The sequence below is a fragment of the Acinetobacter sp. TTH0-4 genome (genome assembly GCF_015602665.1).
Taxonomy (GTDB): domain Bacteria; phylum Pseudomonadota; class Gammaproteobacteria; order Pseudomonadales; family Moraxellaceae; genus Acinetobacter; species Acinetobacter albensis.
The window spans coordinates 2,883,082-2,909,216 of sequence record NZ_CP059079.1; the positions used below are offsets into that span (position 1 = coordinate 2,883,082).

The 26,135-nt window shown below is 41.3% G+C and carries 23 protein-coding genes; 10 read left to right on the plus strand and 13 right to left on the minus strand.

Annotated elements, in window-relative coordinates:
- Positions 1-32: 32 nt before the first annotated feature.
- From H0S58_RS13500 to ahr, 4 genes are read left to right on the plus strand one after another with little or no spacing between them, the layout of a single operon-like run.
- A complete protein-coding gene (locus tag H0S58_RS13500) occupies positions 33-575 on the plus strand; it encodes a M23 family metallopeptidase (RefSeq protein ID WP_193890159.1) in 543 nt (180 codons plus the stop codon).
- A gap of 16 nt (positions 576-591) precedes the next feature.
- Entirely contained in the window at positions 592-837 is a 246-nt protein-coding gene (locus H0S58_RS13505) for a hypothetical protein (RefSeq protein ID WP_053579118.1), read from the plus strand.
- A gap of 22 nt (positions 838-859) precedes the next feature.
- Positions 860-1,420 (plus strand): DNA-3-methyladenine glycosylase I, encoded by a 561-nt coding sequence (locus H0S58_RS13510; RefSeq protein ID WP_195726773.1) that lies wholly within the window; start codon positions 860-862, stop codon positions 1,418-1,420.
- A 28-nt stretch (positions 1,421-1,448) separates the two neighbouring features.
- Positions 1,449-2,474, plus strand: a complete 1,026-nt coding sequence (gene ahr, locus H0S58_RS13515) for an NADPH-dependent aldehyde reductase Ahr (RefSeq protein ID WP_195726774.1) — start codon at positions 1,449-1,451, stop codon at positions 2,472-2,474.
- Between the two features lie 87 nt (positions 2,475-2,561).
- Here the strand turns inward: ahr and H0S58_RS13520 are convergent, their stop codons facing one another.
- The 3 genes from H0S58_RS13520 to dapB form a co-directional block, all read right to left on the minus strand.
- Complete coding sequence (locus H0S58_RS13520; protein ID WP_195726775.1) at positions 2,562-3,452, minus strand: LysR family transcriptional regulator; 891 nt, start codon at positions 3,450-3,452, stop codon at positions 2,562-2,564.
- A gap of 255 nt (positions 3,453-3,707) precedes the next feature.
- Positions 3,708-4,349, minus strand: coding sequence for an START domain-containing protein (locus H0S58_RS13525; RefSeq protein ID WP_195726776.1), 642 nt, complete (start codon positions 4,347-4,349; stop codon positions 3,708-3,710).
- A 57-nt stretch (positions 4,350-4,406) separates the two neighbouring features.
- A complete protein-coding gene (gene dapB / locus H0S58_RS13530; RefSeq protein ID WP_195726777.1) occupies positions 4,407-5,228 on the minus strand; it encodes a 4-hydroxy-tetrahydrodipicolinate reductase in 822 nt (273 codons plus the stop codon).
- Between the two features lie 287 nt (positions 5,229-5,515).
- Here dapB and H0S58_RS13535 point away from each other — a divergent pair, with 287 nt between their 5' ends.
- Entirely contained in the window at positions 5,516-5,776 is a 261-nt protein-coding gene (locus H0S58_RS13535; RefSeq protein WP_193890200.1) for a hypothetical protein, read from the plus strand.
- A 129-nt stretch (positions 5,777-5,905) separates the two neighbouring features.
- Here H0S58_RS13535 and dnaJ read toward each other — a convergent pair whose 3' ends face one another.
- The 4 genes from dnaJ to H0S58_RS13555 all read right to left on the minus strand — a co-directional run bounded on the left by dnaJ (position 5,906) and on the right by H0S58_RS13555 (position 11,899).
- The gene (dnaJ, locus tag H0S58_RS13540) at positions 5,906-7,021 is read right to left on the minus strand and encodes a molecular chaperone DnaJ (protein WP_193890168.1); all 1,116 of its coding nucleotides are present in this window, start codon (positions 7,019-7,021) and stop codon (positions 5,906-5,908) included.
- 106 nt (positions 7,022-7,127) lie between these two features.
- A complete protein-coding gene (locus H0S58_RS13545; RefSeq protein ID WP_092720471.1) occupies positions 7,128-7,505 on the minus strand; it encodes a hypothetical protein in 378 nt (125 codons plus the stop codon).
- A gap of 132 nt (positions 7,506-7,637) precedes the next feature.
- Complete coding sequence (locus H0S58_RS13550; RefSeq protein WP_193890198.1) at positions 7,638-10,772, minus strand: efflux RND transporter permease subunit; 3,135 nt, start codon at positions 10,770-10,772, stop codon at positions 7,638-7,640.
- Positions 10,773-10,792: 20 nt separating this feature from the next.
- The gene (locus H0S58_RS13555; RefSeq protein ID WP_053579126.1) at positions 10,793-11,899 is read right to left on the minus strand and encodes an efflux RND transporter periplasmic adaptor subunit; all 1,107 of its coding nucleotides are present in this window, start codon (positions 11,897-11,899) and stop codon (positions 10,793-10,795) included.
- 146 nt (positions 11,900-12,045) lie between these two features.
- On the opposite strand from H0S58_RS13555, the gene H0S58_RS13560 reads away from it, so the two are divergent.
- Both H0S58_RS13560 and ppc read left to right on the plus strand, forming a co-directional pair.
- A complete protein-coding gene (locus H0S58_RS13560; RefSeq protein WP_195726778.1) occupies positions 12,046-12,675 on the plus strand; it encodes a TetR/AcrR family transcriptional regulator in 630 nt (209 codons plus the stop codon).
- Between the two features lie 156 nt (positions 12,676-12,831).
- Complete coding sequence (ppc, locus tag H0S58_RS13565) at positions 12,832-15,516, plus strand: phosphoenolpyruvate carboxylase (RefSeq protein WP_195726779.1); 2,685 nt, start codon at positions 12,832-12,834, stop codon at positions 15,514-15,516.
- Between the two features lie 158 nt (positions 15,517-15,674).
- Here ppc and H0S58_RS13570 read toward each other — a convergent pair whose 3' ends face one another.
- Positions 15,675-15,812, minus strand: coding sequence for a hypothetical protein (locus H0S58_RS13570; RefSeq protein ID WP_195726780.1), 138 nt, complete (start codon positions 15,810-15,812; stop codon positions 15,675-15,677).
- Between the two features lie 3 nt (positions 15,813-15,815).
- Here H0S58_RS13570 and H0S58_RS13575 point away from each other — a divergent pair, with 3 nt between their 5' ends.
- Both H0S58_RS13575 and H0S58_RS13580 read left to right on the plus strand, forming a co-directional pair.
- Complete coding sequence (locus H0S58_RS13575) at positions 15,816-17,117, plus strand: solute carrier family 23 protein (protein ID WP_053579128.1); 1,302 nt, start codon at positions 15,816-15,818, stop codon at positions 17,115-17,117.
- Between the two features lie 104 nt (positions 17,118-17,221).
- Positions 17,222-18,124: a LysR family transcriptional regulator gene (locus H0S58_RS13580; protein ID WP_195726781.1), complete on the plus strand. Its 903-nt coding sequence runs from the start codon at positions 17,222-17,224 to the stop codon at positions 18,122-18,124.
- A 28-nt stretch (positions 18,125-18,152) separates the two neighbouring features.
- On the opposite strand, the gene H0S58_RS13585 is transcribed toward H0S58_RS13580, so the two are convergent.
- The 4 genes from H0S58_RS13585 to ilvD (H0S58_RS13600) form a co-directional block, all read right to left on the minus strand.
- Entirely contained in the window at positions 18,153-18,890 is a 738-nt protein-coding gene (locus H0S58_RS13585) for a sulfite exporter TauE/SafE family protein (protein ID WP_195726782.1), read from the minus strand.
- A 267-nt stretch (positions 18,891-19,157) separates the two neighbouring features.
- On the minus strand, positions 19,158-19,445 hold the full coding sequence (locus H0S58_RS13590; protein WP_195726783.1) for a chorismate mutase: 288 nt from the start codon (positions 19,443-19,445) through the stop codon (positions 19,158-19,160).
- Entirely contained in the window at positions 19,426-20,736 is a 1,311-nt protein-coding gene (locus H0S58_RS13595) for a hypothetical protein (RefSeq protein WP_092720438.1), read from the minus strand. Before H0S58_RS13595 ends, H0S58_RS13590 begins: the two co-directional genes overlap by 20 nt.
- 69 nt (positions 20,737-20,805) lie before the next feature.
- Positions 20,806-22,491, minus strand: a complete 1,686-nt coding sequence (gene ilvD, locus H0S58_RS13600; protein ID WP_195726784.1) for a dihydroxy-acid dehydratase — start codon at positions 22,489-22,491, stop codon at positions 20,806-20,808.
- Positions 22,492-22,905: 414 nt separating this feature from the next.
- On the opposite strand from ilvD (H0S58_RS13600), the gene H0S58_RS13605 reads away from it, so the two are divergent.
- Positions 22,906-24,210 carry an IS4 family transposase gene (locus H0S58_RS13605; RefSeq protein ID WP_195727626.1) on the plus strand — a complete coding sequence of 435 codons (1,305 nt, stop codon included), beginning with the start codon at positions 22,906-22,908 and terminating at the stop codon, positions 24,208-24,210.
- Positions 24,211-24,267: 57 nt separating this feature from the next.
- On the opposite strand, the gene ilvD (H0S58_RS13610) is transcribed toward H0S58_RS13605, so the two are convergent.
- Positions 24,268-26,097 carry a dihydroxy-acid dehydratase gene (gene ilvD / locus H0S58_RS13610; protein ID WP_195726785.1) on the minus strand — a complete coding sequence of 610 codons (1,830 nt, stop codon included), beginning with the start codon at positions 26,095-26,097 and terminating at the stop codon, positions 24,268-24,270.
- Positions 26,098-26,135 lie beyond the last annotated feature (38 nt).

Here is a 26,135-nt window from a genome sequence, read left to right on the forward strand (position 1 = left end):
CTTTTAGGCTCTAAAAACAAAAAGGATGATTCGTGCGACGTTTAATTTATATTTTATTCTTGAGTTTTAGCATTTTATGGCTTGCAGCATGTACTTCTAGCCCAAAAAAACCTGTATCTGTCGTTTTACCTGCATCTCAAGTACAAAAACTTAAAAATATGCAGCTTAAACCTTCCCTGCCTATTCCAGTACAGCATATAAAAGCCAAACAATTACGTGATACTTGGGCAGCCTCACGTAGTCATGGTCGTCTTCATGAAGGCATTGATATTATGGCTCCACGTGGAACAAAAGTAATGAGTGCCACAGAAGGGCTAATTGCTGACTTACGCAATAACAATTTGGGTGGTAAAGTCATTTGGATCATGGGACCGGGTGGCAGTTGGCATTATTACGCTCATCTTGATGAACATAAACGTGGCTTAGCGGTCGGAGATTATATCAAAAAAGGTGAGCTGATTGGTTATGTTGGCAACACTGGCAATGCACGACATACTGCGCCACACTTACACTATGGCATTTACTTAAATGGTAAAGGTCGTGGTGCGGTCAATCCCTATCCTTTTTTACGTTAAATTTTAGGAACTATTCATGTCAGAAGCATTAATCAACCGTCTTGTTGAGTTTGCCGAATCGGGTAATCAGCAGAAAATTGTCTTGGCTGGACAAAGCCATCAAGGTTGGGTGATGGAAATTACTGAAGAAGCACTTTTAATCAGTACTGGTTTTGCTGAAAAAACGGGCGAAGATAAATGGATCCAATTTAGCCAACTTCCGCAAGCCGAGCTTTACTATTGGGATAATCAACACGACCAATGGGCCGAATTTAAACTTTAAAACAATTTCAGGAGCAGCAAACATGTCAATTCAACGTTGTGGTTGGTGCTCCAACGATCCGCTTTATCTCGATTATCATGACCATGAATGGGGCAAACCCAGTCGTGATGAAGCACATTTATTTGAAATGTTGTGTTTAGAAGGACAGCAGGCAGGCCTCTCTTGGATTACGGTACTGAAAAAACGTGCGTGCTATCGGCAACACTTTTTTCAATATCCAATTGCAGAATTGGCTCTATTGAAAGATGATCAACTCGAACTTAAACTACAAGATGCTGGCCTGATTCGACATAGAGCTAAACTCAAAGCCATTCGTGACAATGCCCAAGCATGGCAAAAATTAAAGCAAGATCATAATGTGGTTGAATGGCTATGGAACTTTGTTGAACAATATCCCTTACGTAACGATGTAGCGGACTATCGCCATGCACCTGCTCAAACCCCAACCAGCGTCGCACTGTCAAAAGCCTTAAAGAAACATGGTTTTAAATTCATCGGTCCAACCACTTGTTATGCTTTTATGCAAGCCGTGGGCATGGTCGATGATCATGAAAACCATTGTGCATTTAAAACGGTGACATAATTTACAACGATAATAAAAGGATTCTCTTATGAGTAATAATATCATTCATGCCTACGCAGCCATGCAAGCAGGTGCAGAACTCGAGCCTTATCAATTTGATGCAGGAGAACTACAGCCGCATCAAGTCGAGCTCAAAGTTGAATATTGTGGATTATGTCATTCGGATGTTTCCGTTATTAATAATGAATGGAATTCTTCGGTTTATCCTGTGGTGGCAGGCCATGAAATTATCGGTACAATTACTCAACTGGGGAGCGAAGCAAAAGGCTTAACAGTGGGTCAACGTGTTGGCCTAGGTTGGACGGCAGAAAGTTGCCAAGCTTGTGATCCCTGTGTTTCAGGGCAACAAGTGCTGTGTACCGGTGGTTCTACGGCAACTATTGTAGGTCATGCAGGTGGTTTTGCAGATAAAGTTCGCGCTGGCTGGCAATGGATTATCCCCCTACCAGAAAATTTAGATCCAGAGAGTGCTGGTCCATTACTGTGCGGTGGAATTACTGTATTTGATCCGCTTTTACAACATCAAATTCAGGCTACACATCATGTTGGTGTGATTGGAATTGGTGGTTTAGGCCATATGGCGATTAAGTTATTAAAAGCATGGGGCTGTGAGATTACCGCTTTTACTTCCAGTTTAGATAAAAGTGATGAACTCAAGGCAATGGGAGCTGACCATATCGTCAATAGTCGTGATACTGATGCGATTAAAGCACAATATGGAAAATTTGATTTATTGCTCAGTACAGTCAACGTAACGTTGAATTGGGCCTCGTTTATTCAGACCCTTGCACCGCACGGCACCCTTCATATGTTGGGCTTAGTACTTGAACCTTTAAAAATTAATACAGGCAGCTTAATTGGCGGTTCTAAATCGGTCACGGGTTCGCCTACAGGTTCACCTGCTGCATTACGCCAATTATTAAAATTTGCAGCTCGTAAAAATATTGCACCGCAAATTGAAGTGTTTCCAATGTCGCAATTGAATCAAGCCCTTCTACATTTACACTCAGGCAAAGCGCGTTACCGTATTGTACTCAAAGCTGATTTTGCTTAAATTTTCACTTCTTCAATTTAAAAATTTTTTAACTGCCAAACGACTCTTCGTTTGGCAGAGTTTTTAAAGATGAAGTATTTAAATCACTTAAAGATATTTGGACAATTTCTGGGTCATAAATTCGATAAATAACCGTACACGTTTGGGTAAATGTTCTTGTCGATAATAAACAGCATGGATATGTTGATAATCAATACGAATCTGCTCTTCAAATAAAGCTACCAAACGCCCTGCACGTAAATCGTCTTCGACCAGAAAACGTGATAAGCAAGTCATTCCCACACCTTGTAAAGCCAACTGGCGAACAGTTTCACCATTGGAAGCTTTAATTTTCGGATGGGCGATAAAATCTTCGCCCTTAAACTCAAGTGGCCAAGTATTTAAGTGCGTCGGTTGGCTAAAACCCAATAATGTATGGCTGTATAACTCTGCTGAAGAATGTGGCGTTCCATATTGTGCCAAGTAATCAGGACTCGCCACGATATATAGGCGGCTCCGACACAGCAATTTGGCATGTAAACTAGAATCATGTAACTCACCGAAACGAATCGCTAAGTCAGTTTTATATTCAAGTAAATCAATTACCTGATCATGATTGTTGAGTTCAATTTCAATATTAGGATAGAGCTGTATAAACTCATGCATCAACGGCACAATCACATGCAGCACAAAAGGTGTGGCAGAATCAATTCGTATTAGACCTGAAGTATCCGCATCCGCTTTTAATAACCCATCTTCAGCTTCAGTTAAATCGTTTAAAATTTTACGGGCTTTTGCAAGAAACAACTGCCCTTCTTGGGTAAGTTTGAGTTTTCTGGTGGTGCGCTCAAGCAAAGTGACATCTAATTTATTTTCAAGACGCTTTAAGGCACGACTTACGCCTGAAGTGGTTTGCTCTAAACGTTCCGCCGCCATCACAATAGAACCAGTATCGACAATGGTAACAAACGCATGTAACTCTTCAATTGTCGACTTCATCTTTATCCCATATATCAACGTCTAACCGATTATATTTTATGTAAATTCAGAGATTTTTTTAATCACCCCACAATGATCTAAAGCATTTTTTATGCAAATACATACTTTTAAAATTGTTAAACTGAATATCAAAAATTTAGCAAAAAAACTGATATCTATCCAATTGTAAAGCCTAAAAAATGAGAGATGAAGTGCTATCTTTCCCGAGTATGACAATTTTAAAAAGCCTACCTTTGCAAACTTTTCGGGCGCAATCTAACGTAAGGCTTCCGGTAAAACAGGAACACTTGAACTTTTGCCAAGCTCTGTCTTCATTTTTTGCAACATCTGATAAGGCTGCTGTTCCACAAACAAATTAACGAATTTTAAGGGAATAGAGCCTTCTGGATTGGCATAACCATAAGTCGAAACTTTGACTTTATTATTGGCTAATTTCTGAAAAGTCCAATCGCCTTGATAATCGTTCAAACGAACATAATTCGGATTTTTTGCATAGCCTTTATCAATCGCTTTATTTTTAATGCTAATGATGCCTTGGGCATTTTTTTGTATTTTACCTTGCACCACTAAATCACGATCTTTGAGCGGAAAAGGAAAATCTAGCACCATATAGAGCAAAAATTCACCTTTTTTATCATCCCGATAAAGTACTTTCACACTGCCCATGTAGGGTACCCATTTGACAGCATTCTCTACATCTAAAACCAAACTGACGGCTTTTTCTATAGACGTGTCATATACCGTTTCAGCTCTGTAAGAAAACACTGGGTTTTGACTGTTTTGATAAGTCCAAACTTTGATATTATTTTTATTAATACTCAAGGTCTGCTCAGCAGTTTTTGCCTGTGCTGTAGCAAACATAGCTACGGCACAGACCATCAAGATCACTTTTTTCATTCCATTGAACTTCTTATTTTAATTGGGTGGAGGCGTTATCCATTCTATTTAACTATTTTAAAGCTGAATATCATTAAATCCCAGTACATCTTTCATGTCATATTTTCCTGCGTCTCGTCCAACCACCCAAGCCGCAGCACGCACCGCACCTGATGCAAAATTCATGCGATTGGTGGCTTTATGGGTAATTTCAACACGTTCGCCATCACCAATAAACATAGCAGTATGCTCACCCACAATATCGCCACCACGAATGGTTTGAAAACCAATCGTTTGACGATCACGCGGTCCAGTATGACCTTCACGGCTATATACAGCCACCTCTTTTAAATCGCGTCCCAAAGTATCTGCAATGGCATCACCCATCATCAATGCGGTGCCCGATGGTGCATCTACTTTATGACGGTGATGGGCTTCAATCACTTCGATATCGACTGTATCACCAAAAACTTTAGCCGCCAGCTCTAACAGCTTAATAGACACATTTACCCCAACAGAATAGTTAGCTGCATAAACAACTGGCGTTTGTGCCGCGCTTTCATTTAAAAAAGCTTTTTGTTCGTCGTTCATGCCAGTCGTACCAATGACAATCGCAACGCCAGCTTCACGGCATAATTTTAAATGCTGCTGGGTCGCTACAGGCGCAGTAAAATCAATAATGACATCACAATCTTTTAATATGTCTTGCAAGCTCCCCACAACCTTGACACCAACAGCTCCAATCCCTGCAATTTCTCCCGCATCAGCACCAATTAAGCTACTTTCAGGACGCTCAACGGCAGCCGCAAGCTGATAACCCGCTTCTTGAACGGCTTGAATGAGGATGCGTCCCATACGACCGCCTGCACCCAATACACCAATGCGTGGAGCTGCTGACATAACATATTCCTAATGTTGATTCTAAATTGTGCTTACTATAGCAAAACTCTGTAGCGAGACTAAGTTTCTACTTGAAAAAAGTTTAACGAAAAACTGTATTTTGTGGCTTTATCATAGGCGATCAGGGGCAAATATGCGCATGATGAAGCGCTCTTAAAACTAAAGTCATCCTAGAAAACAAAACATTAAAAAATAATGCTGGAAGAGGATCTATTTTCATATCTCTGTAAACATCACTGCGCAAACTACGCAACACCAATTCAAAAAATCATGATCAGGGAATCAACATGCATCTTCACAAATTCTTAATGGGTCTTTTCACTGTAGCTTTCATGACGAGTGTCTGGGCAGAACCTGCATTACAAACAGGCGATACCTTGGAAAGTTTATCTAAGGTTCAGATTCGTACCACAGTTACGCCGTCCACCACGATGATGCTTGAAAACAAACCGCTTCAACAAACTATGCCAAGTTCGACTGAACAGCCAACTGAACCTGAAAATAATGTAGTCGATGTAAAAGAAATTGATGCACCGATCTTTGAGTAAACAGACATGAAGTACTGATTCTTCAAGATCATTCTTATAGTGCTATTTAAAATATAAGAATAAATTTAAAAAATAAGCATAAAAAAAGGGCGGTCTTTAGACCACCCTTTTTACATCTCGCAGTTTGAATTAATCAAACAAACCAAAAAATGATTTTTTCTTCGGTGATGATTTGCTGTCTTCACCATCCATCGTTTCTTGCAACTCTTTCAGCAACTCACGTTGACGGGCAGTTAAATGCACGGGTGTTTCAACTACAACGCGGCAGAGTAAATCACCTTGCATACTGGTACGCACAGGTTTAACACCTTTACCTCGTAAGCGGAACATTTTACCCGTTTGAGTCCCTTCAGGAATTTTTAAACTGACACGACCATCTAAGGTTGGAATCTGAATTTCTTTACCCAAAGCAGCATCGGCAATGCTGACAGGCACATCCATATAGAGATCCGCACCATCACGCTGGAAGATTTCGTGTTCACGTACCACGACTTCAACATACAAATCGCCTGACTGACCACCACCAATGGCTTCGCCTTTGCCCGTTAAACGAACACGATCACCATTGTCTACGCCTGCAGGAATAGTTACTTCAAGCGTTTGCTGACGGTCTTTTACACCTGAACCATGACATGTATTACATGGGTTCTTAATGATTTTACCTTGCCCACGACAAGTGCTACAGGTTTGCTGTACCGAAAAGAAACCTTGCTGCATACGCACTTGACCTGCGCCATGGCAAGTTTTACAGGTTTGGACATCATTTGGTGTTTTTGAACCTTTGCCATCACAGCTATCGCACGGTGCTGGTGCCGTAAAGGTAATGGTTTTTTTAATGCCTTTGACCGCTTCTTCAAGCGTTAATTCCATAACATAGCGAAGGTCTGATCCACGACGCGCACGTTGTTGACCGCGTCCACCGCCCCCACCGAAAGCGCCACCGAAAATATCACCAAACTGGCTAAAGATATCTTCTGCACTAAAACCACCGCCAAAGCCGCCACCGCCGCCCATACCACCTTCAAAGGCGCTATGCCCCATTCGATCATACATGCTGCGTTTTTCGCTATCCGATAAAATTTCATAAGCTTCGGCAGCTTGCTTAAATTTATCTTCAGCTTCTGGGTTGTCTGGGTTACGATCTGGATGATATTTCATCGCCAACTTACGGTAGGCTTTTTTAATTTCATCATCACTAGCGGTTTTAGCGACGCCCAAAACCTCATAATAATCACGTTTAGCCATGTCTGGCGATGCTCCTCACGGAATTTTGATAATACTTAACTGTGGTCTGAAATTGGGGGTCAAACCAAATTTTTCAAGGGCAGTTAAGAAAAAAAGTGCAGTTCTTTTAAAAAACAGCTTTGTTTTTAAAAAAACGAGAGAGGCCTTTCAGCCAAGCATTGAGTAAAAACAAAAAGGCAATCAGAGTAAATACCACACCCATCACCATACAAGCAGTGACCCAGAGCGCGCTATTCCAGTAGAAAAAAATCAATGGAATAAACCAAAGTGCAGCAAAACAGATCAAAATAGAATAAATAGCCACATTTCGCATAATCCATAAAGCTTGGGCTTGTAACCATACTTCGGCATTCTCTGTTTGCGTGATTTTTCGTGCATACCAATAAGCAAATGCACCACCAATCACAGTAAACAAAGCTAGAAACATGAAGACATAGGAAATCGCAATGGAACGGCGAAGTCGGATTAAGTTGTCTTGCTTCATGTGCATCTAAACCCCATTTACTACATGGTTAGTTTTTTAATATGTAGTAAATTACTTTATAGAAATGTATAAAAATATAAGATGCTACTATATTGAAATTTTCAATATTTCGCACCTTTTATTGATAAAAAATTATACTGGATGCGTATTTTTTTTCACTTTAAACCATTGTGCATATAAAGCGGGCAAGAAGAACAGGGTTAATAGCGTTGCCACAATTAATCCCCCCATAATCGCCACGGCCATCGGCCCAAAGAAAATACTTCGTGATAATGGAATCATGGCGAGAACCGCAGCCAATGCAGTCAGTACAATTGGACGACAACGACGCGTTGTCGCATCAATAATGGCTGACCACGAATCCTGACCAGCTTGAATATCTTGTTCAATCTGATCGATTAAAATCAATGAATTACGCATGATCATGCCCGAAAGTGCAATAGTACCGAGCATTGCTACAAAACCAAAGGGTTTATTGAACAATAATAAAAAGAGCACGACTCCAATTAAGCCCAAGGGTGCAGTTAATAAAACAATCGTGGCACGTGACATACTCTTTAATTGAATCATTAATAATGTCATGACCACCGCCAAAAAGAACGGCATGCCTGCATTAACCGAGTTTTGTCCACGTGCAGACTCTTCCACTGTTCCGCCCACCTCGACCAAATATCCACTCGGCAATGTCTCGCGTAGTTGCTGTATTTTTTCATCCAGCTCACCGACCACGCTCGCAGGCTGTAATTTGCTGCGAATATCTGCCCGAACCGTAATAGTCGGCAAACGATTACGATGCCAAATTAAACCATCCTCAAAACCATATTCAATCTGGGCAATTTGTGCCAACGGTACAGATTTACCATTTGCGGTAGGTACGGCTAAACTCGACAATGACGCCACTTCCAAACGCTCAGTTTGGTCACCGCGTAGACGAATTTCAATGAGTTCACGTTTTTCACGATACTGATTGATGGTTGCGCCACTAATCGAACTATTTAAAAAATTGGCTAAATCTACACTCGATACCCCTAATTGACGGGCACGATCCTGATCAATTTTCAAACGAATGACTTTGCTTGGTTCACCCCAATCTAAATGCACATTGCTGGTATTGGGATTATCCCCCACCACCGCAGCCACTTTTTGTGCCCACTCGCGGACAGAATGTAAGTCTTCACCTGAAATACGATATTGCAGTGGATAACCCACAGGCGGACCATTTTCTAACAGTGAGACGCGTGTACGTACATCAGGCAATAATTGACGAATTTGCTGATCTAAAGAATGACTAATTTCATCACGCTCATCTAAGGATGAAGCCAAAACCACAAATTGAGCAAAACTGGCTTGAGGCAATTGCTGATCGAGTGGCAGATAAAAACGGGTTGAACCTGTACCTACATAGGCCACATAATTTTCAATACCTTCTTGGGTTGATAAAAATTTCTCCACTTTTTTTACCGCATTTTCAGTCGAGGTTAACGATGCACCTTCTTCCAGTTTTAAATCGACCAAAATTTCTGCACGGTTTGACGGAGGAAAAAACTGTTGCGGTACCAGTTTAAACATGAGAACCGACAACACAAAAATACCTATCGTAGTCCCAATCACAGTCTTACGATAGGTCAAACAAAAATCGACCCAACTGCTAAATTTTCGATAAAACGGCGTTTGATACGGGTCATGGGCTTCGCCTGCATGATGCACAACAGGTTGCGGAGCAGGCTGTTTTCGTAAACGCGCCCAAAGCCTTTGATACCAAGGGGCTTTTTGGGACAAGTTGTTAAAATCGGGCAGCAATTTATCCCCAAGATAAGGTACAAACAGCACCGCTGCAAACCATGACACAATCAGTGCGATAGTCACCACTTGGAAAATAGAACGGGTATATTCCCCTGTACTAGAAGCTGCCGTAGCAATTGGTAAAAATCCAGCAGCGGTAATTAAGGTTCCCGTCAACATGGGAAATGCGGTGGTCTTCCATGCAAAACCAGCAGCTTCTAAGCGGCTATAACCCTGTTCCATTTTAATCGCCATCATTTCAATGGCAATAATCGCATCATCGACCAGTAGGCCTAAGGCTAAAATGAGTGCACCCAAGGAAATTTTATGCAGCCCCACATCAAACAGATGCATGCCTGCAAAAGTCATGGCGAGCACCAGTGGAATTGAAAATGCCACCACCAATCCAGTACGAAAACCTAAAGAAAAAAAGCTGACCAGTAAAACGATAATGACGGCTTCAGCCAAAACCTTCATAAACTCATTGACACTACGTTTCACAGCCACAGGCTGATCAGATACTTTTTTCAGCTGCATGCCTAAAGGTAAAGACTGTTGTAATTGTGCAAATTCGGTTTCGAGGTTTTTACCTAAGGCCAGAATATCGCCACCTTTACGCATGGAAACTGCAATACCAATACCATTTTCACCCATAAAACGCATACGGGGTTGAGCCGGTTCACTAAAGCCACGATAAATTTCAGCAACATCGCCCAATTGAATGGTTTTGCCTGCCACCAAAAGTGGCAATTGCTTTAGTTCATCGACACTTTTAAGCTGTCCACTGACCCGCATTTGTATACGGTCCGTACCTGTTTCAAAGAAACCTGCGCTGGCCACAGTATTTTGTTGTTGCAGCGCTTGTTGGATGGCCGTTACAGGAATACCCAATTGCGCAGCTTTGGTATTAGACAGTTCAATCCAGATTTTTTGGTCTTGTAACCCGACCAAATTGACCTTACCAACATCTTTTACCCGTTGAAGTTGGAGTTGTAAACGGTCTGCATATTCCTTTAAAACATCGTAGCTAAAATCATGTCCAGTCAGCACATAAATATTACCGAAAGTATCGCCAAATTCATCGTTGAAAAATGGACCTTGAACACCTGTAGGCAATTGCTGCTGAATATCACCGACTTTTTTTCGGACTTGATACCAGACATCCGGAATTTGACTCGCAGATAAAGAATCTTTGGCAACAAAAGTAACCATCGACTCACCTGGACGCGAGTAGGCCATAATCCGTTCATATTTGCCCGTGCTCATCAGTTCTTTTTCAATACGATCAGTGACCTGTAATGAAACCTCTTCAGCCGTTGCACCAGGCCAATATGTTTGAATCACCATGACTTTAAAAGTAAATGGCGGATCTTCACTTTGCGCCAATTTGGAATAGGATACGATACCGACAATGCCTAGAAGCAACATGAAATAAAGGACCAAACCTTTATTTTTAAGTGCCCACTCAGATACGTTAAAATTCATGGCCGATTTAATAGTTGGCTTCATGAAGGTGCTCCTGCCTGAATGTTTACGGCACGATTTTCTCGGTCAATTGGCTGAATTTTTTGTTTTTCACGCAATAAATGCACGCCACCAATCACCACATAATCTGTCGCTTTTAAGCCGGATAACACAGGCACACTGTCACGGCCATAAGCACCTAAACTGACAAAAACTTTATGAATACTTTGATCAGGTTTAACCACCCAAACATAGGCCTGTTTTTCTATTGCAGATACACTGGATAAAGGTACGCTCAACACGTTCTGTTCAGTATGATTAAAAAACACTCGCGCACTTTGTCCTAGTTGAATGGCAGAATTTCCTTCACGTAAGGCAACTTTTACACTGAAGGTGCGCGACTGATCTGCTGCAGGTGAGATTTCACGCACATAAGCGGAAAATTTGTCTTGCGGTTTGCTCCATAAAGTCACCCATGCAGTTTGCCCCACTTTAATGTCTGCAATGGCTTGTTCAGGTACCCCAATGACCACCTCACGATCACCGGCAATCGCAATTTGATACGCTGCCTGTCCAGCAGCAACCACCTGCCCCACTTCAATATTACGTGCAGTAATGACCCCATTCTTATTGGCCAGCAATTGGTTATAACCCGTCTGGTTTCGGCTAACGTCATAATTGGATTGTGCTTGTTTTAAGCCTGACATTGCCGATTTATATTGGTTTTCAACTGCATCATATTGCGAACGACTCACCGCATTCATGGGCAATAATTGTTTAAAACGTTTCAGCTCTGCTTCAGCATTTTTAGATGTAGATTGTGCACTTTCCAGTTGAGCCTGAGCAGCATTAAGCTGTAACTGTGCATCTTTTACATCGAGTTTCGCTAAAACTTGTCCCACTTTAACTTGATCACCGACATCAACGTAACGTTCAATAATTTGTCCACCGACCCGAAATGCCAAAGCCGTCTGTTGACGTGCCTGTACATCACCTGCATAACTTTTTTGTTCATTGTGCGTGGTCTCAGGTTGAGCGACCATGACAAAGGGAATATGTTCCGTTTCAGCTACATCTTTGCTGCATCCTGTTAAGGTTATACTGCAAATGATCACCATGCTGGTCACGAGAGTCTGAATTGTGCTCATGAAGTTCGCTCTTATTTAAAAATGATTTTTAAGGCAAAATAAGATGTATCTTAAATTGTTTATTTTTTAATTAATATACCTATTGGTACATTAATTATAATTCTAGGGTCAAATCAATGACCTTTTTCATTTTTTTGGAAAAAATTGTGCAAACACAACTCGGTCGTCCGAAAGATTTAGAAAAACGTCAGCAAATTTTAACTGCGGCAAAATGTATTTTTTTAAAATGTGGGTATCACGGTTCAAGCATGAATCAGATTGCTCAAGAAGCAGCTGTGACTAAACTGACCATTTATAATCATTTTCAAGATAAAGCCAATTTGTTTGTCTGTGCGATTGAACAAACCTGTGAAGAATCCATCCGAGCACGCACCTTAAAACTAGATGCAAATAGTGATTTTAAAAAAGAATTTATACAGGCCTGTGAATTGGCTCTAAATGTTATAAATTTACCAGAGGCCATAAAATTAGAATTATTATTACTAGAGCTGGCGGCTGAACAAAGTCCATTGGCCGAACAATTTTACAATGCCTCACATCTGCGAATGAATGCAGTTTGGGAAAACTTTTTTCAGCAAGCGATTGATCTTGGCTTTATTCGGGATGAAAATTTAAAAACGCTAAACTTGCTGATTTTATCTTTGTTACTCGGTATGCGTCACCATGAAGTACTGCTTGGAATTCGTGCGGTTCCAAATCAAGAGGAAAAGCGACAAATTGTTTTAGACAGTATCGATCTATTCCTGATGAAATATAGTCCTCTCTCCCGCTATTAAGATTCTAAATAATGCATTGCTCAAGCTTCAGGCATACTTCATAGAGATCTGATTGCTGTTTAATTCGGCAAAACTTTACATACTTTTGTATGCCCCTACTAGGAATGTAGATATTTCGCGATATAGTCGAAATAACAAGAATGGGAGAGTAAAAAAATGATTCAACAAATTGATGCTCCACTGCGTGAAGACGTGCGTCTACTCGGAAACTTATTGGGTGAAACCCTAAAGGAGCATGCAGGACAAGATTTGTTTAATCAGGTTGAACAGATTCGTGCCCTTTCTAAAGGCGCGCGCGATGGTCAAATCGAAGCAGAAAAACAACTTGAACAATTATTTTTAACCCTTGAAGATGATGAAATTCTGCCATTAACGCGTGCATTTACCCATTTTCTGAACTTTGCCAACATTGCTGAACAGTACAATGTGGTACGCAGTCGTCGCAAAAGTGAGTTTGATGGACAGGTACCGTCCCCTAATCCACTCGATCATCTTTTTCAAAAATTTAAAGACCATGATATCTCAGCCAATACCTTATTCCAGCAAATTTGTGAACTGAATATTGAGCTGGTTCTGACTGCACATCCAACCGAAGTCAGCCGTCGTACCTTAATTCAAAAATATGATGATATTAATGACTGTCTGTTTAAAGCCGATCAACAAAAACTGACACCGCGTGAACGCAAAACAATTTTGCAAGAATTAAAACAACTGGTTTGTTCTGCTTGGCAAACGGACGAGATTCGTCAACACCGCCCAACGCCTGTCGATGAAGCCAAATGGGGCTTTACCACTATAGAACAAACCCTTTGGAATGCCGTACCCAAATTCATCCGCGAACTCAATGAAATGGTCGAAGATCATTGTGGTCAGCGGTTACCCTTAAGCATTGCGCCAGTACGTTTTGCCTCATGGATGGGCGGTGACCGTGATGGCAACCCGAATGTCACCCATAGTATTACCCAAGAAGTACTGTGGTTGTCACGGTGGAAAGCAGCAGATTTGTACTTACGAGATATCGAAGATTTACGCTGGGAATTGTCGATTCAAAATTGTAGTCAAGAACTGACGGATGCGCTTGGACATGCACATGCTGAACCTTATCGTGAATATTTACGTGATACTCGTGAGCGTTTAAAAGCCACACGACATTGGCTAACCCAAAAACTACAAGGGCTCGATGCCGATGACAGTGCGGTCATCAAAAGCAAAGATGAATTATTACAGCCTTTGTTGTTGTGTTATCGCTCGCTCATCGCTTGTCATTTAACCGACATTGCCAATGGCAAACTGCTCGATTTCATCCATCGGGTCAATTGCTTTGGGATTGAATTGCTCAAACTGGATATTCGTCAGGAATCGGGTCGTCATCGCCAAGCCATTTCCGCGATCACTGAATATTTGGGCTTAGGCAACTTTGAAACATGGACTGAACAAGCACGCCAAAACTTCTTATTGCAGGAACTACAAAGCAAACGTCCATTGCTACCGAAACATTTGAATGAACCAAAACAAAGTCTGATTGAACATCCCGATGTACAAGAAGTGTTCGCAACCATGCGTACTTTGGCCGAACAGCCGAAAGAAAGCTTGGGGGCCTATATTATTTCCATGGCGGAGTATCCAAGTGATGTTCTGGCTGTTTTACTGTTGCAAAAAGAAGCAGGCATTCAACATGCTTTGCGTGTGGTTCCATTATTTGAAACCCTGAAAGATTTAGATGGTGCAGCTGACACCATGAATACCTTGTTCAATATGCATTGGTATAAACAGCATATTCAGGCCAAACATGAAGTGATGATTGGTTATTCTGACTCGGCAAAAGATGCAGGCTTTATGTCGGCCAACTGGGCGCAATATCGTGCACAGGAAGAACTGACTGCTGTGGCAAAAAAACATGCGGTGCAATTGACGTTGTTTCATGGTCGTGGCGGTTCAATTAGCCGTGGTGGTGCACCCACCCAACAAGCGTTATTCTCGCAACCCCCAGGTTCTATTTCGGGTGCTATTCGAGTGACTGAACAAGGCGAAATGATTCGCTTTAAATTCGGACTTGAAGGTATTGCAATGCAAAACTTAGAAATTTATACCGCAGCCACTTTAGAGGCGACCTTGTTGCCGCCACCTGTACCAAAAGATGAATGGCGTCAGCTCATGCACAGCATGACCGATTTATCAGTACAGGTGTATCGTCAAACCGTGCGTGAAAATCCACATTTTGTGAAATATTTACGTACCGTCACGCCTGAACTTGAATTACAAATGTTACCGTTAGGTTCACGTCCCGCAAAACGTAAAGTGAGCGGTGGGATTGAGTCTTTACGTGCAATTCCTTGGGTATTTGCTTGGACACAAATTCGTTTAATGCTACCTGCATGGCTCGGGACTGGAGCCGCGATTAATCAAATGCTGGATCAAGGACAAAAGCCTTTATTGGATGAAATGTTGCAACAATGGCCATATTTCCAAACCTTAATTGATATGTTGGAAATGGTACTCTCAAAATCAGATAGTCATGTGGCCTTATATTACGAATCACATTTAACCGATGATGAAGATTTAAAAATATTGGGTGAACAACTGCGTCAACGCTTAAAAGATGCCGTACAAACCTTATTGGCTTTAAAAGGTGAATCGCAATTGCTCAGTAGTAATGAGGTCTTGGATCAGTCCATGAAAGTGCGTAAACCCTACTTGTTGCCGCTGCATTTATTACAAGCTGAACTGATGAAACGTCGTCGACGCTATTTGGCAGAATGTCAGGCAGAGCATACCCCTGTCGATCATGCCTTAATGGTCAGTATTGCCGGCATCGCAGCAGGACTTCGTAATACGGGTTAGCTTTTTGAATGTTTGTTCAAAAGAGCATATGTAAATATGCTCTTTTTTTGTTCTAACTCGTAAGCTCAATAGACTATTATTTATCATTAAAATAAAAAATGGTTATGAATGCCAAACCTAGTTTAACTTCACATTAATAGGCTGATTTCACATCCATTTTAAATCATTAAATTTTTACCAATCGGTAAAATAATAAATAAATTCATACTATTAATTTGAATAAAATTAAATTGATCTAGATTAAATTTTCTAAAAACAGGAGTATGATGTGCACAATTTATGATTTGAGTGCTCATTTTATGTCCAGTTGGTTTCCGAAATGGCGCCCCTATGAAGGCAGTATTGACGCACGTCCTGTAGGTACAAACGAATATCTTCCGCCTGCCCAAAGTGTGGTTTTGGGGATACAACATGCATTTGCCATGTTTGGTGCAACTGTCCTTGCCCCTTTCTTAATGGGTTTCGATCCCAATCTGGCTATTTTAATGTCAGGGATTTGTACCATTTTATTTTTCCTGATCACAGGTGGCCGTGTCCCGAGTTATTTAGGTTCGAGTTTTGCCTTTATTGGTGTGGTAATTGCGGCCACAGGTTACGCAGCTTCTGGCACAGGTGCGCCGAATGCCAATCTGGCTTTGGCAGCAGGCGGTATTATGGCTTGTGGTGTGCTGTATGCCATCTTTGGTTTTATTGTCATGGCGACAGGGACAAACTGGATTGAAAAACTCATGCCACCAGTCGTCACTGGCGCAGTGGTGATGATTATTGGTTTAAATCTTGCCCCTGTCACCGTCAAAGGAGTCGCTGGCAATAACTTTAATATGTGGATGTCACTGGTTACAGTGATGTGTATGGGTTCGATTGCGGTCTTTACCAAAGGTTTACTGCAACGACTGTTGTTATTGGTGGGCCTATTATTGGCTTATCTCATCTATTACATCGTTTCAAATGTAATGGGTTATGGAACGGCCATTAATTTCACCCCCATTCAACAAGCTGCTTGGTTAGGCTTACCGACTTTTCATTCGCCTGTATTTGATTTTAATGCTATGTTAATTATTGCACCGATTGCGCTCATTTTAGTGGCAGAAAATTTGGGTCATATCAAAGCAGTTAGTGCCATGACAGGTGAAAATTTGGATCCACAGATTGGTAAAGCTTTTGTTGCAGATGGTATTGCCACGACTTTATCAGGTGGTGTCGGTGCACCAGGCATGACCACCTATGGTGAAAATATTGGTGTCATGGCAGTAACACGCGTCTATTCTACAATTATTTTTGTCTTTGCTGGTGTCTTCGCAATTTTTCTGGGTTTGTCGCCTAAGTTTGGCGCGATTATCCACACCATTCCCACTGCAATTTTAACCGGTGCATCGATTGTGGTGTTTGGCTTAATTACCATTGCTGGAGCAAAAATTTGGATCGAAAATAAAGTCGATTTTTCAAAAAATAAAAATTTAATGGTGGCTGCGGTAACCATTATTTTAGGTACAGGTGACTTTGCTTTGCAATTTGGAGGCTTTAATTTGGGTGGAATTGGCACTGCAACTTTTGCTGCGCTCATTCTTAATTGGTTCTTTAGTCTGGCCGATCCATCATAAATATAAACGTCATTTTTAAGCAGCCGACTGGCTGCTTTTTTTTTTGGCTTATATTTAAAAAATTTTAGTATGATGAAAGACATTTTATGGCAATGATATCTTCCATGCGTCTCGACTTTTTTGATCTGCAACTGTTCTTAAATATTGTCGATACTGGCAGTTTGACCAAAGGTGCTGAACGCTCTGCCATTTCTTTACAGGCTGCCAGTGAACGAATCAAGAAACTCGAACATCAGTTTGCCGTGACTTTATTTATCCGTCATTCTGCTGGGGTTAAACTGAGTATTGCAGGACAAACTTTTGCAGAACAAGCCTTAGCTTTGATTCAACAAGGTCATCAATTGCAACAGGTGATGGCAGTTTATCAAAAAGGACTGCATTCAAAGGTAACACTGTGGTGCAATTCATCTGCACAAAGTGAATATCTACCTTTTTTATTGCCTCAATATTTACTTGAAAACCCTCACGTACAGATAGATTTAAAAGAAGCAGAAAGCAATGACATTATTCAGGCTTTAGATAAAGGCACAGCACAACTGGGCATGATTTCAAGTTTTTTTAATTCTGATCATTTACACACTTTGCCTTTTTTAGATGACCCTTTGATGCTGATTAGTCCAATCGATCATGAACTTAAACATCAGTCTGCACTGCAATTGGTCGATATTTTGCATTATCCATTTGTCGGTTTAATGCAATATCACTCTTTACAACAATCAATTGAAACTCAAGCCAAAATATTAGGTTGCAATATCAATTACCGTTTACGTTTACCCAATTTTGCAGCCATTGCCCAAGTCGTGGCCAATGGCGTTGGTATTGCGATTATGCCCAAACGCGCAGCTACACGTTTGAGTTCTGATTATCCCTTGCACCATATTGAATTAACAGGTGCATGGGCAAACCGTAAGCTGTTATTAGCAGCCAAAAATTTTAATGATTTGCCTGTTTCTTATCAGCATTTTAGTCAGTTCTTACTTTCAAAAAAGTCTAAATTATCATTTTGAATTTAAGCGCACTTGCTCAATTTAAGCTTTAAATGATCCCAAACTGATGGATTAACATATAACTGCCGAAAACAACCAGACCGAAAAAGAAAACTTTGCGAAATTTTTGTTCAGAAATACGATAACGAATTTTAGTTCCAAGCCACATCCCAAGCAGGGCTGGGAATAAGGCAATCAATGACATTTTATAGTCAACAGAAATATTTCCAATTGGATTTTGCTGTAGAAATACCGCCAGACACAGCGTTGAAACAGTAAAAGCCAAACCTAAGGATTGTACCAATTCATCACGTTTTAGATGTAATGATTGTAAGAAAGGCACCACTGGAATCACCACCACGCCTGTTGCAACGGTTAAAGCACCCCCTAAATATCCCACTATGGGCGATAACCATTTTTCATAGGCGCCCAAATTAGGCATATTTTGAGCGAATAAACCGTAGAGTCCATATAGTGCAAGCATAGCACCCAGTAATGCTTCACTTTTAAATTCACCATGATCCAAAGTTGGAAAAATACTCCAGACCGAACCAACAATAATCCCCAATAATAACGGCCAAAAACGACGCACTAATTTCAACACATGCCCTTCGGCAAAGAGTTGCCAAATATTGGTCACCATTGAAGGTACGATGAGTAAGGTGGCTGCTTGAAATGGCGTGATAAAAATGGTCAACAAGCCCATAGAGACTGCAGGCAGACCCAGTCCAATCGTACCTTTAATCATCCCTGCCAGCGCAAATACGCCCATTATAAAACCAATCATCGACTACACTCGTTCAACTATGAAACTCATGCTAGGTCAAGTATGTAGATTATAAAATCATTGTTTTCCGAACTGAGCCTCAATCAAAAATTGAGGCTGGTTTAAAAAAATTGATTTATGCTTTTTCTCAAAAATGGTTTCATTTAAATGAAAACACTTACTGCGCACATCGACGAAAGAATAAAATGATGAGGCGCTTTTTAATCTCTTTTAATCAGATATTTTTAAAGTGTTTTTTTATCATTTTGAGTGCCTGATCAATACGCATTAAGGTCTAATTTCTTTTAATTCACGTTGAATAAACTGCTGAATCATTGCACGGTATAATTGTTCGACCAAATCTGGATCTATCCCTAATTCAAGCGCTTGTGCACGAACTTTTTGAATGATTTGCTCAACACGCTCTGGAGATTGTACATCTTGTATACTTTTCTTAAAACGCACTACCTGATCGACGTAAAATTGACGTGTTGCGATCATTTCAATCAGTGCAGTATCAATCGCATCAATCTTTTCACGTGCTTGCTCTAAAGACTCACATTTTTCTTTGTTCATTGTGGTTATCATCATTTTCACTTTTATATTGTTCTTCTAACACATTAGAAAAAATACTTTCAATCATCCAAACTCGATACAAGCTATTGAAGACATAACTTTGACCATCAATCCGAAGCTCAAGCACGGGAAAATCAGGTTGTGATTTCATTTCACAGAGTATGTCATTTTGTTTGAGTTTGGCAGCAATATCTTCAGTCATTAATGTATCAATATTTAAATTTTGTTTGATTTGATTAAAATGTGATTGAAAGGAAAGATCCTTTCCTTGTGTCCAAACAGCCTGCAAAATGTCATGCATAGTCTCAATTCTTTGTGCTTTCGGCACGCTGTAAAACAAGGTCGCCATTGCATGAGTCGCCTGCTGCGTAGGGCGGCAGAATGGGGTAAATTTGACTTGTGTCCGTTTTGATAACCGTGTCGCCAAGCCCCAATCAAAAAGATCACGTCCTTGGTAGGACAAAGGATAAACATTCAGCTGAATATTATAATAATTCGCCAGCTCTTCTTTAATATAAGCCAACAGCAACCATGAAACGGGGTCTTCAAGTGCAATATATAAATCTAGCTCTGGATCAAGCGCTTGAATTTTATTGAGTTCTTCGGCATCACTGATTAAATGCTCGCGCCAATCAATATGATTAATTAAAAAAATTGGATTTCCGGTCAGTAATTTTTGCTGTTTTAAACGGCGGGTCAAACGTAATAAGTCATCAACAGCCTGATATTTACGCTCGCCAAATTCAAAATAGCTCGCCAATATCGCGTCATCATTAAAAATACGTTCTGGAAAATTTTGCACATGATGATGCCGACTGGCCATGGCGTGTAAAGTCCGTAATTTGCCATACTGCTTTTGCCACAGCATATGAAACACGTCTTCTAACAAATACAAAAAATCTTGCCCACGCAAAGGGGTATGACGCAAAACAATTTCAGCTTGTTGTATCGCTTCTAAGGGGGGTTGTTCTGGCGTTTCATGAAAGCTAAAGCGGTGCTGTTTAGATAAAATTTTTGCATCATTTAAACAATAATGTTGCCACTCAAGCGCAGTCATATGATTTGGCGGTTCGGCTGTTTGGCTTGAAATAATCACTTTTAATGGTTTCAGCTCATCACTTAAAATTTCTTCAAGCTCAGGTAACTGCTGCGCTGCCAAATAGCTGTAGACATCATCTAAACGTAAATGAATACTTAAACCCTGTTCCGTAGATAGTACCGCTTGACGACTCGGTTTTTGATAAAACCAACGCGATCGAAGGGGGTCAAACCAACGGCGTAACAGTGACATGAGATTGGCCTCGAAAAAAACCCTTGTAGTGCTACAAGGGTTTATAACAATTTGTTAGAGAATGATCAATTATACATCTAAATTTAGGTCTGTAACCGCCCCTTTTTCGGCCCCTGTGGTCAATTTAGCAAACTTTGCCAACGCGCCATAGCGATAATTAGGCTGTGGTTTAATCCAAACCGCTTTACGTGCAGCCATATCTTGATCAGAGATATGTAAGGTCATTTCGCGGGTTTCGGCATTAATGGAAATTTTATCGCCATTTTTCACTAAACCAATTGGCCCGCCTTCATACGCTTCTGGGGTGACATGACCGATCACAAAACCATGACTACCGCCAGAGAAACGGCCATCTGTTAACAATGCGACCGATTTACCCAAACCCTTCCCAATAATGGCAGAAGTGGGTTTCAGCATTTCTGGCATACCTGGCCCGCCTTTCGGACCTTCACCGCGAATCACAACGACATCACCTTCTTGTACTTCTCCATCCAATATCCCACGCATGGCAGCAATTTCGCCTTCAAATACACGAGCTGGACCTTCAAAATACAAACCTTCTTTACCCGTAATTTTAGCGACAGCACCTGTAGGGGATAAATTGCCTTTTAGTATCACCAGATGCGAATCTTTTTTAATCGGGGCATTAAAAGGCAGAATAATTTGCTGACCTTCAGGATAATCTTCAACATCGGCCAAGTTTTCTGCCAGCGTTTTACCGGTCACGGTTAAACATGAACCATCCAACATACCCGCATTTAACATACGTTTCATGAGCGGTTGAATACCACCAATAGCAATCAATTCTGACATGAGATATTGACCTGATGGGCGTACATCTGCCACTACGGGAATGTCCTGACCAATTCGCACAAAATCATCCAATGACAGTTCAACGCCTGCGGTATGTGCCATCGCGAGCATATGCAGTACACCATTGGTCGAACCACCCAGTGCAATCAGCACTTTAATCGAGTTCTCAAAAGCCGCTTTGGTCATAATGTCGCGTGGTTTAATATCTAAACGCAACAAATTCATGACTGCTTCACCCGCACGATTACAATCGAGTAACTTCTCGTCAGACACCGCTTCTTGCGCCGATGAACCCGGTAAGCTCATACCAAGTGCTTCTATCGCAGATGCCATTGAATTTGCAGTATACATTCCCCCACAAGATCCAGGACCCGGTAATGCCACTTCTTCAATTTGCTTGACTTGAATGGCGCTGATTTCACCTTTGGCATGCTGACCGACAGCTTCAAACACAGAGATCATATCGGTATGGCCTGCGCCCGGTTTAATGGTTCCACCATAAATAAATAAACCTGGACGGTTTAAACGTGCCAAGCCCATAATGCAACCTGGCATGTTTTTATCACAACCGCCAATCGCAATCACCCCATCATAAGCCTGACAGCCCACCACGGCTTCAATGGAATCAGCAATGATTTCACGTGACACCAGTGAATATTTCATGCCCTCTGTGCCGTTGGAAATTCCATCAGAAATGGTAATGGTGTTAAAGATAATGCCTTTACCGCCGGCTGCATTCACGCCTTTCTCAGTTTCACGTGCCAAGCCATCAATATGCATATTGCAAGGCGTGACATTGGCCCATGTCGAAGCAATGCCAATAAAGGCGCGTTCAAAATCAGCATCTTTAAACCCAGTGGCGCGCATCATAGAACGTGCTGGAGCATTTTCTATGCCTTCATAAACAGGCGCTGAATGTTCGCGGATATTGTCTTTACTCATTATTTTCTTCCTTGGCGATGCTGAGGATTTAAACCCTACATCTTGGCAATTTATTCATATTTTGATTGTATAGAAAGCAGTTGATATGTAAACGTCTAACGCAGCTTAAGTAAATTTATCTTTTAGACCTATTTCACTGAAATTTAATCACATGATCTAGCGATATGGATGTCGCTGTTGCCCTCATGCAGCAAGGACGCTGCATGAGGGCAACGAAAGATTTGTGTTACTTTTGCTCTCTCAAAAGTCAAAGATCATCTACGCATTGCCATTTTAAAATTTCAAAGCAAAATGTGGTCGTGATATTTTCTAAAAATATTAAAAAAGCACCCCAAATGGAGTAATGCCAGTCAGTTAAGCAGACATTAGAGAAATGTAGTAAAAATGAGTGTATGTAAATACGCTTATTTTTTTATGACTTTATCTCAGAATTTAGATTTAACCCTTCAGCAATCCATGCCATCACTCACTAATTTTAGCGAGTTGATTGATTTCAACTGGATTGAAGAGAGCCTGCGTCAAACAGGTAAGGCTTCTATCAGGAGAAGAAAATTACCTGCCGAACATGTGGTATGGCTAGTGATTGGGCTTGCCCTGTTTCGAGATCAACCGATCAGGTATGTTGTAGAGCAACTAAAACTTGTGTTTGGTACAACAGAGTATTGCGTTCCCAGTGCAGCAGTACAAGCACGACAACGCTTAGGGCGGGAGCCCTTAAATACCTTATTCTCTCTGCTCAGCCAAGCTTGGTTTGAAGAATCGCAACAGCAATATTCAAACTTTCATGGTCTCAGTGTGTGTGCTGTTGATGGGGTGGTTTGGTCTATGCCACAGACCGATGATAACTTTAATCACTTTGGCTCATCTAAAGGTAAAACAGCTGCACCCCCTTATCCGCAAGTGAGAGCGACCTGTCTGGTAAATACCAACACTCATGAAATGATTGATGCCCAAATAGGCAGTATGGATCAAGGTGAACTTACACTGGCAAATCAATTATGCCCTCCATCGCATAGTATTACTCTGTTTGATCGAGCCTATTTCTCTGCTGACTTTCTAATGGGTTGGCAAACACGTGCAGAGGCAAGTCATTGGTTGATGCGAGCAAAAGACAACTTACGTTATGAGGTGGTTAAGCATCATTCCCCGCATGACTTTCATATCAGAATGCCAATATCAGCAAGAGCTAAGAAGCTTAATCCGACATTGGGAGATTATTGGGAGGCGCGTTTGATTGAGGTTGAGCATGCAGGAAAAATGAGGCGTTATATCACGTCATTAACGGATTCAAAGAGATATCCACTCACTGCCTTAGCGAAGCTTTATGCTCAGCGTTGGGAAATAGAAATGTGTTATCGGGAAATCAAAAGTGATTTACAGGATGGAAAACATTTAAGGAGTAAGCAACCTGATTTAGTTTATCAAGAATTATGGGGGGTATTGATTGCGTATAATGTCCTAAGAAGACAAATGAAGTACATGGCTCAGCGAGTAAAAGTGAGTCCTTTGAGAATCAGCTTTCATCTTGCATCCATTAGTATCCTCAATATCTTAAGATTCACCTCTTTAGATTCAGCAGGCAATTTACCTAAACATTTAGAAAGCTTACTAGGGAAAGCCAAGATGTATATCTTACCTGAGAGGAGGAAAAGAAATTGTCCTCGGGTTGTGAAGATAAAACCACAGAAATATCCAAGAAAATGCCAGTCAATTTCTTAACTGACTGGCATTACCCCAAATGGAGTGCTTTTTTTTATCTATCAAAGAAAAGATACATTAAAGTTCACGTACCGCACCTTTTGAAGCACTGGTGGTGTGCATGGCATAGGCTTTTAAGGCTTTAGAAACCTTACGTGGACGTACTTCCGCAGGCTGCCAACCTTTGGCTTCTTGCACTGCACGACGTGCTACCATCGTTGCTTCATCAACCGCCAAATGAATAGTACGGTTCGGAATATCAATTTCGATGAGATCTCCATCTTCAACCAAACCAATTGCACCACCTTCCGCAGCTTCTGGTGATACATGACCAATCGATAAGCCTGATGAACCGCCTGAGAAACGACCATCGGTGAGTAATGCACAATCTTTACCTAAACCTTTCGATTTTAAGTAACTGGTTGGATAAAGCATTTCTTGCATGCCTGGCCCGCCGCGTGGACCTTCATAACGAATCACCACCACATCACCCGCTTGAATACCACCACCTAAAATACTCTCTACCGCAGCATCTTGGCTTTCAAATACACGTGCTGTGCCGTTGAATTTTAAAATAGAATCATCCACACCCGCAGTTTTTACAATACAACCTTCGAGAGCAATGTTGCCGTAAAGTACAGCCAAACCACCATCTTGCGAAAAGGCATTGGCGACATTACGAATCACGCCACTCTCACGATCGCCATCTAGTCGGGCATAGTAACGGTCTTGTGAGAAAGCTGTCTGGGTGGGTACACCGCCGGGTGCTGAACGGAAAAATTGATAAACTTCTTCATCTTCCGTGCGGATGATATCCCATTTATCTAAGGCATCTTTGAGTGTTTTTTCATGTACGGTCGGTACAGAAGTATCGAGCAAGCCTGCACGATCAAGCTCACCTAAAATGGACATAATTCCCCCAGCACGGTGGATATCTTCCATATGTACATCTTGTTTTGCAGGTGCAACTTTACACAATACTGGCACTTGACGAGACAGACGGTCAATATCAGTCATGGTGAAATCAACTTCTGCTTCATGTGCAGCTGCCAATAAATGTAAAACAGTATTAGTTGAACCACCCATTGAAATATCCAAAGTCATGGCATTTTCAAAGGCTGCTTTGGTGGCAATTGAACGTGGTAAAACGCTGTAATCGTTTTGTTCATAATGACGTTTTGTAAGTTCAACAATCAATTGTCCCGCACGCTCAAACAATTTCTTACGGTTAGCATGCGTTGCCAAAGTGGAACCATTGCCTGGCAGTGATAAGCCTAAAGCTTCAGTCAAACAGTTCATTGAATTTGCAGTAAACATGCCTGAACATGAACCACAGGTTGGACAGGCTGAACGCTCATATTCAGCCACTTCTTCATCGCTAAAACTATCATCTGCAGCCACAATCATAGCATCAACCAAATCGATGGCTTTTTCATTGCCTCCGATTTTGACTTTACCTGCTTCCATTGGACCGCCAGAAACAAACACTACGGGAATATTCAGGCGCATAGCGGTCATTAACATGCCTGGAGTAATTTTGTCACAGTTAGAAATGCATACCATCGCATCGGCACAATGCGCATTCACCATGTATTCAACCGAGTCGGCAATCAGGTCACGTGAAGGCAATGAATACAGCATCCCGTCATGACCCATTGCAATCCCATCATCGACCGCAATCGTATTAAATTCTTTAGCTACACCGCCTGATGCTTCAATTTTTCTTGCGACCAGTTGACCCAAGTCTTTTAAATGCACATGACCGGGTACGAACTGTGTGAATGAATTGACCACGGCAATAATGGGCTTACCAAAATCTTCATCTTTCATTCCTGTTGCACGCCATAAGCCGCGTGCACCAGCCATATTTCTTCCGTGTGTCGATGTTTTTGAACGATAGTCAGGCATTGTGTATTTCCAACAAAGTATGTGCTTGAAATGAATTC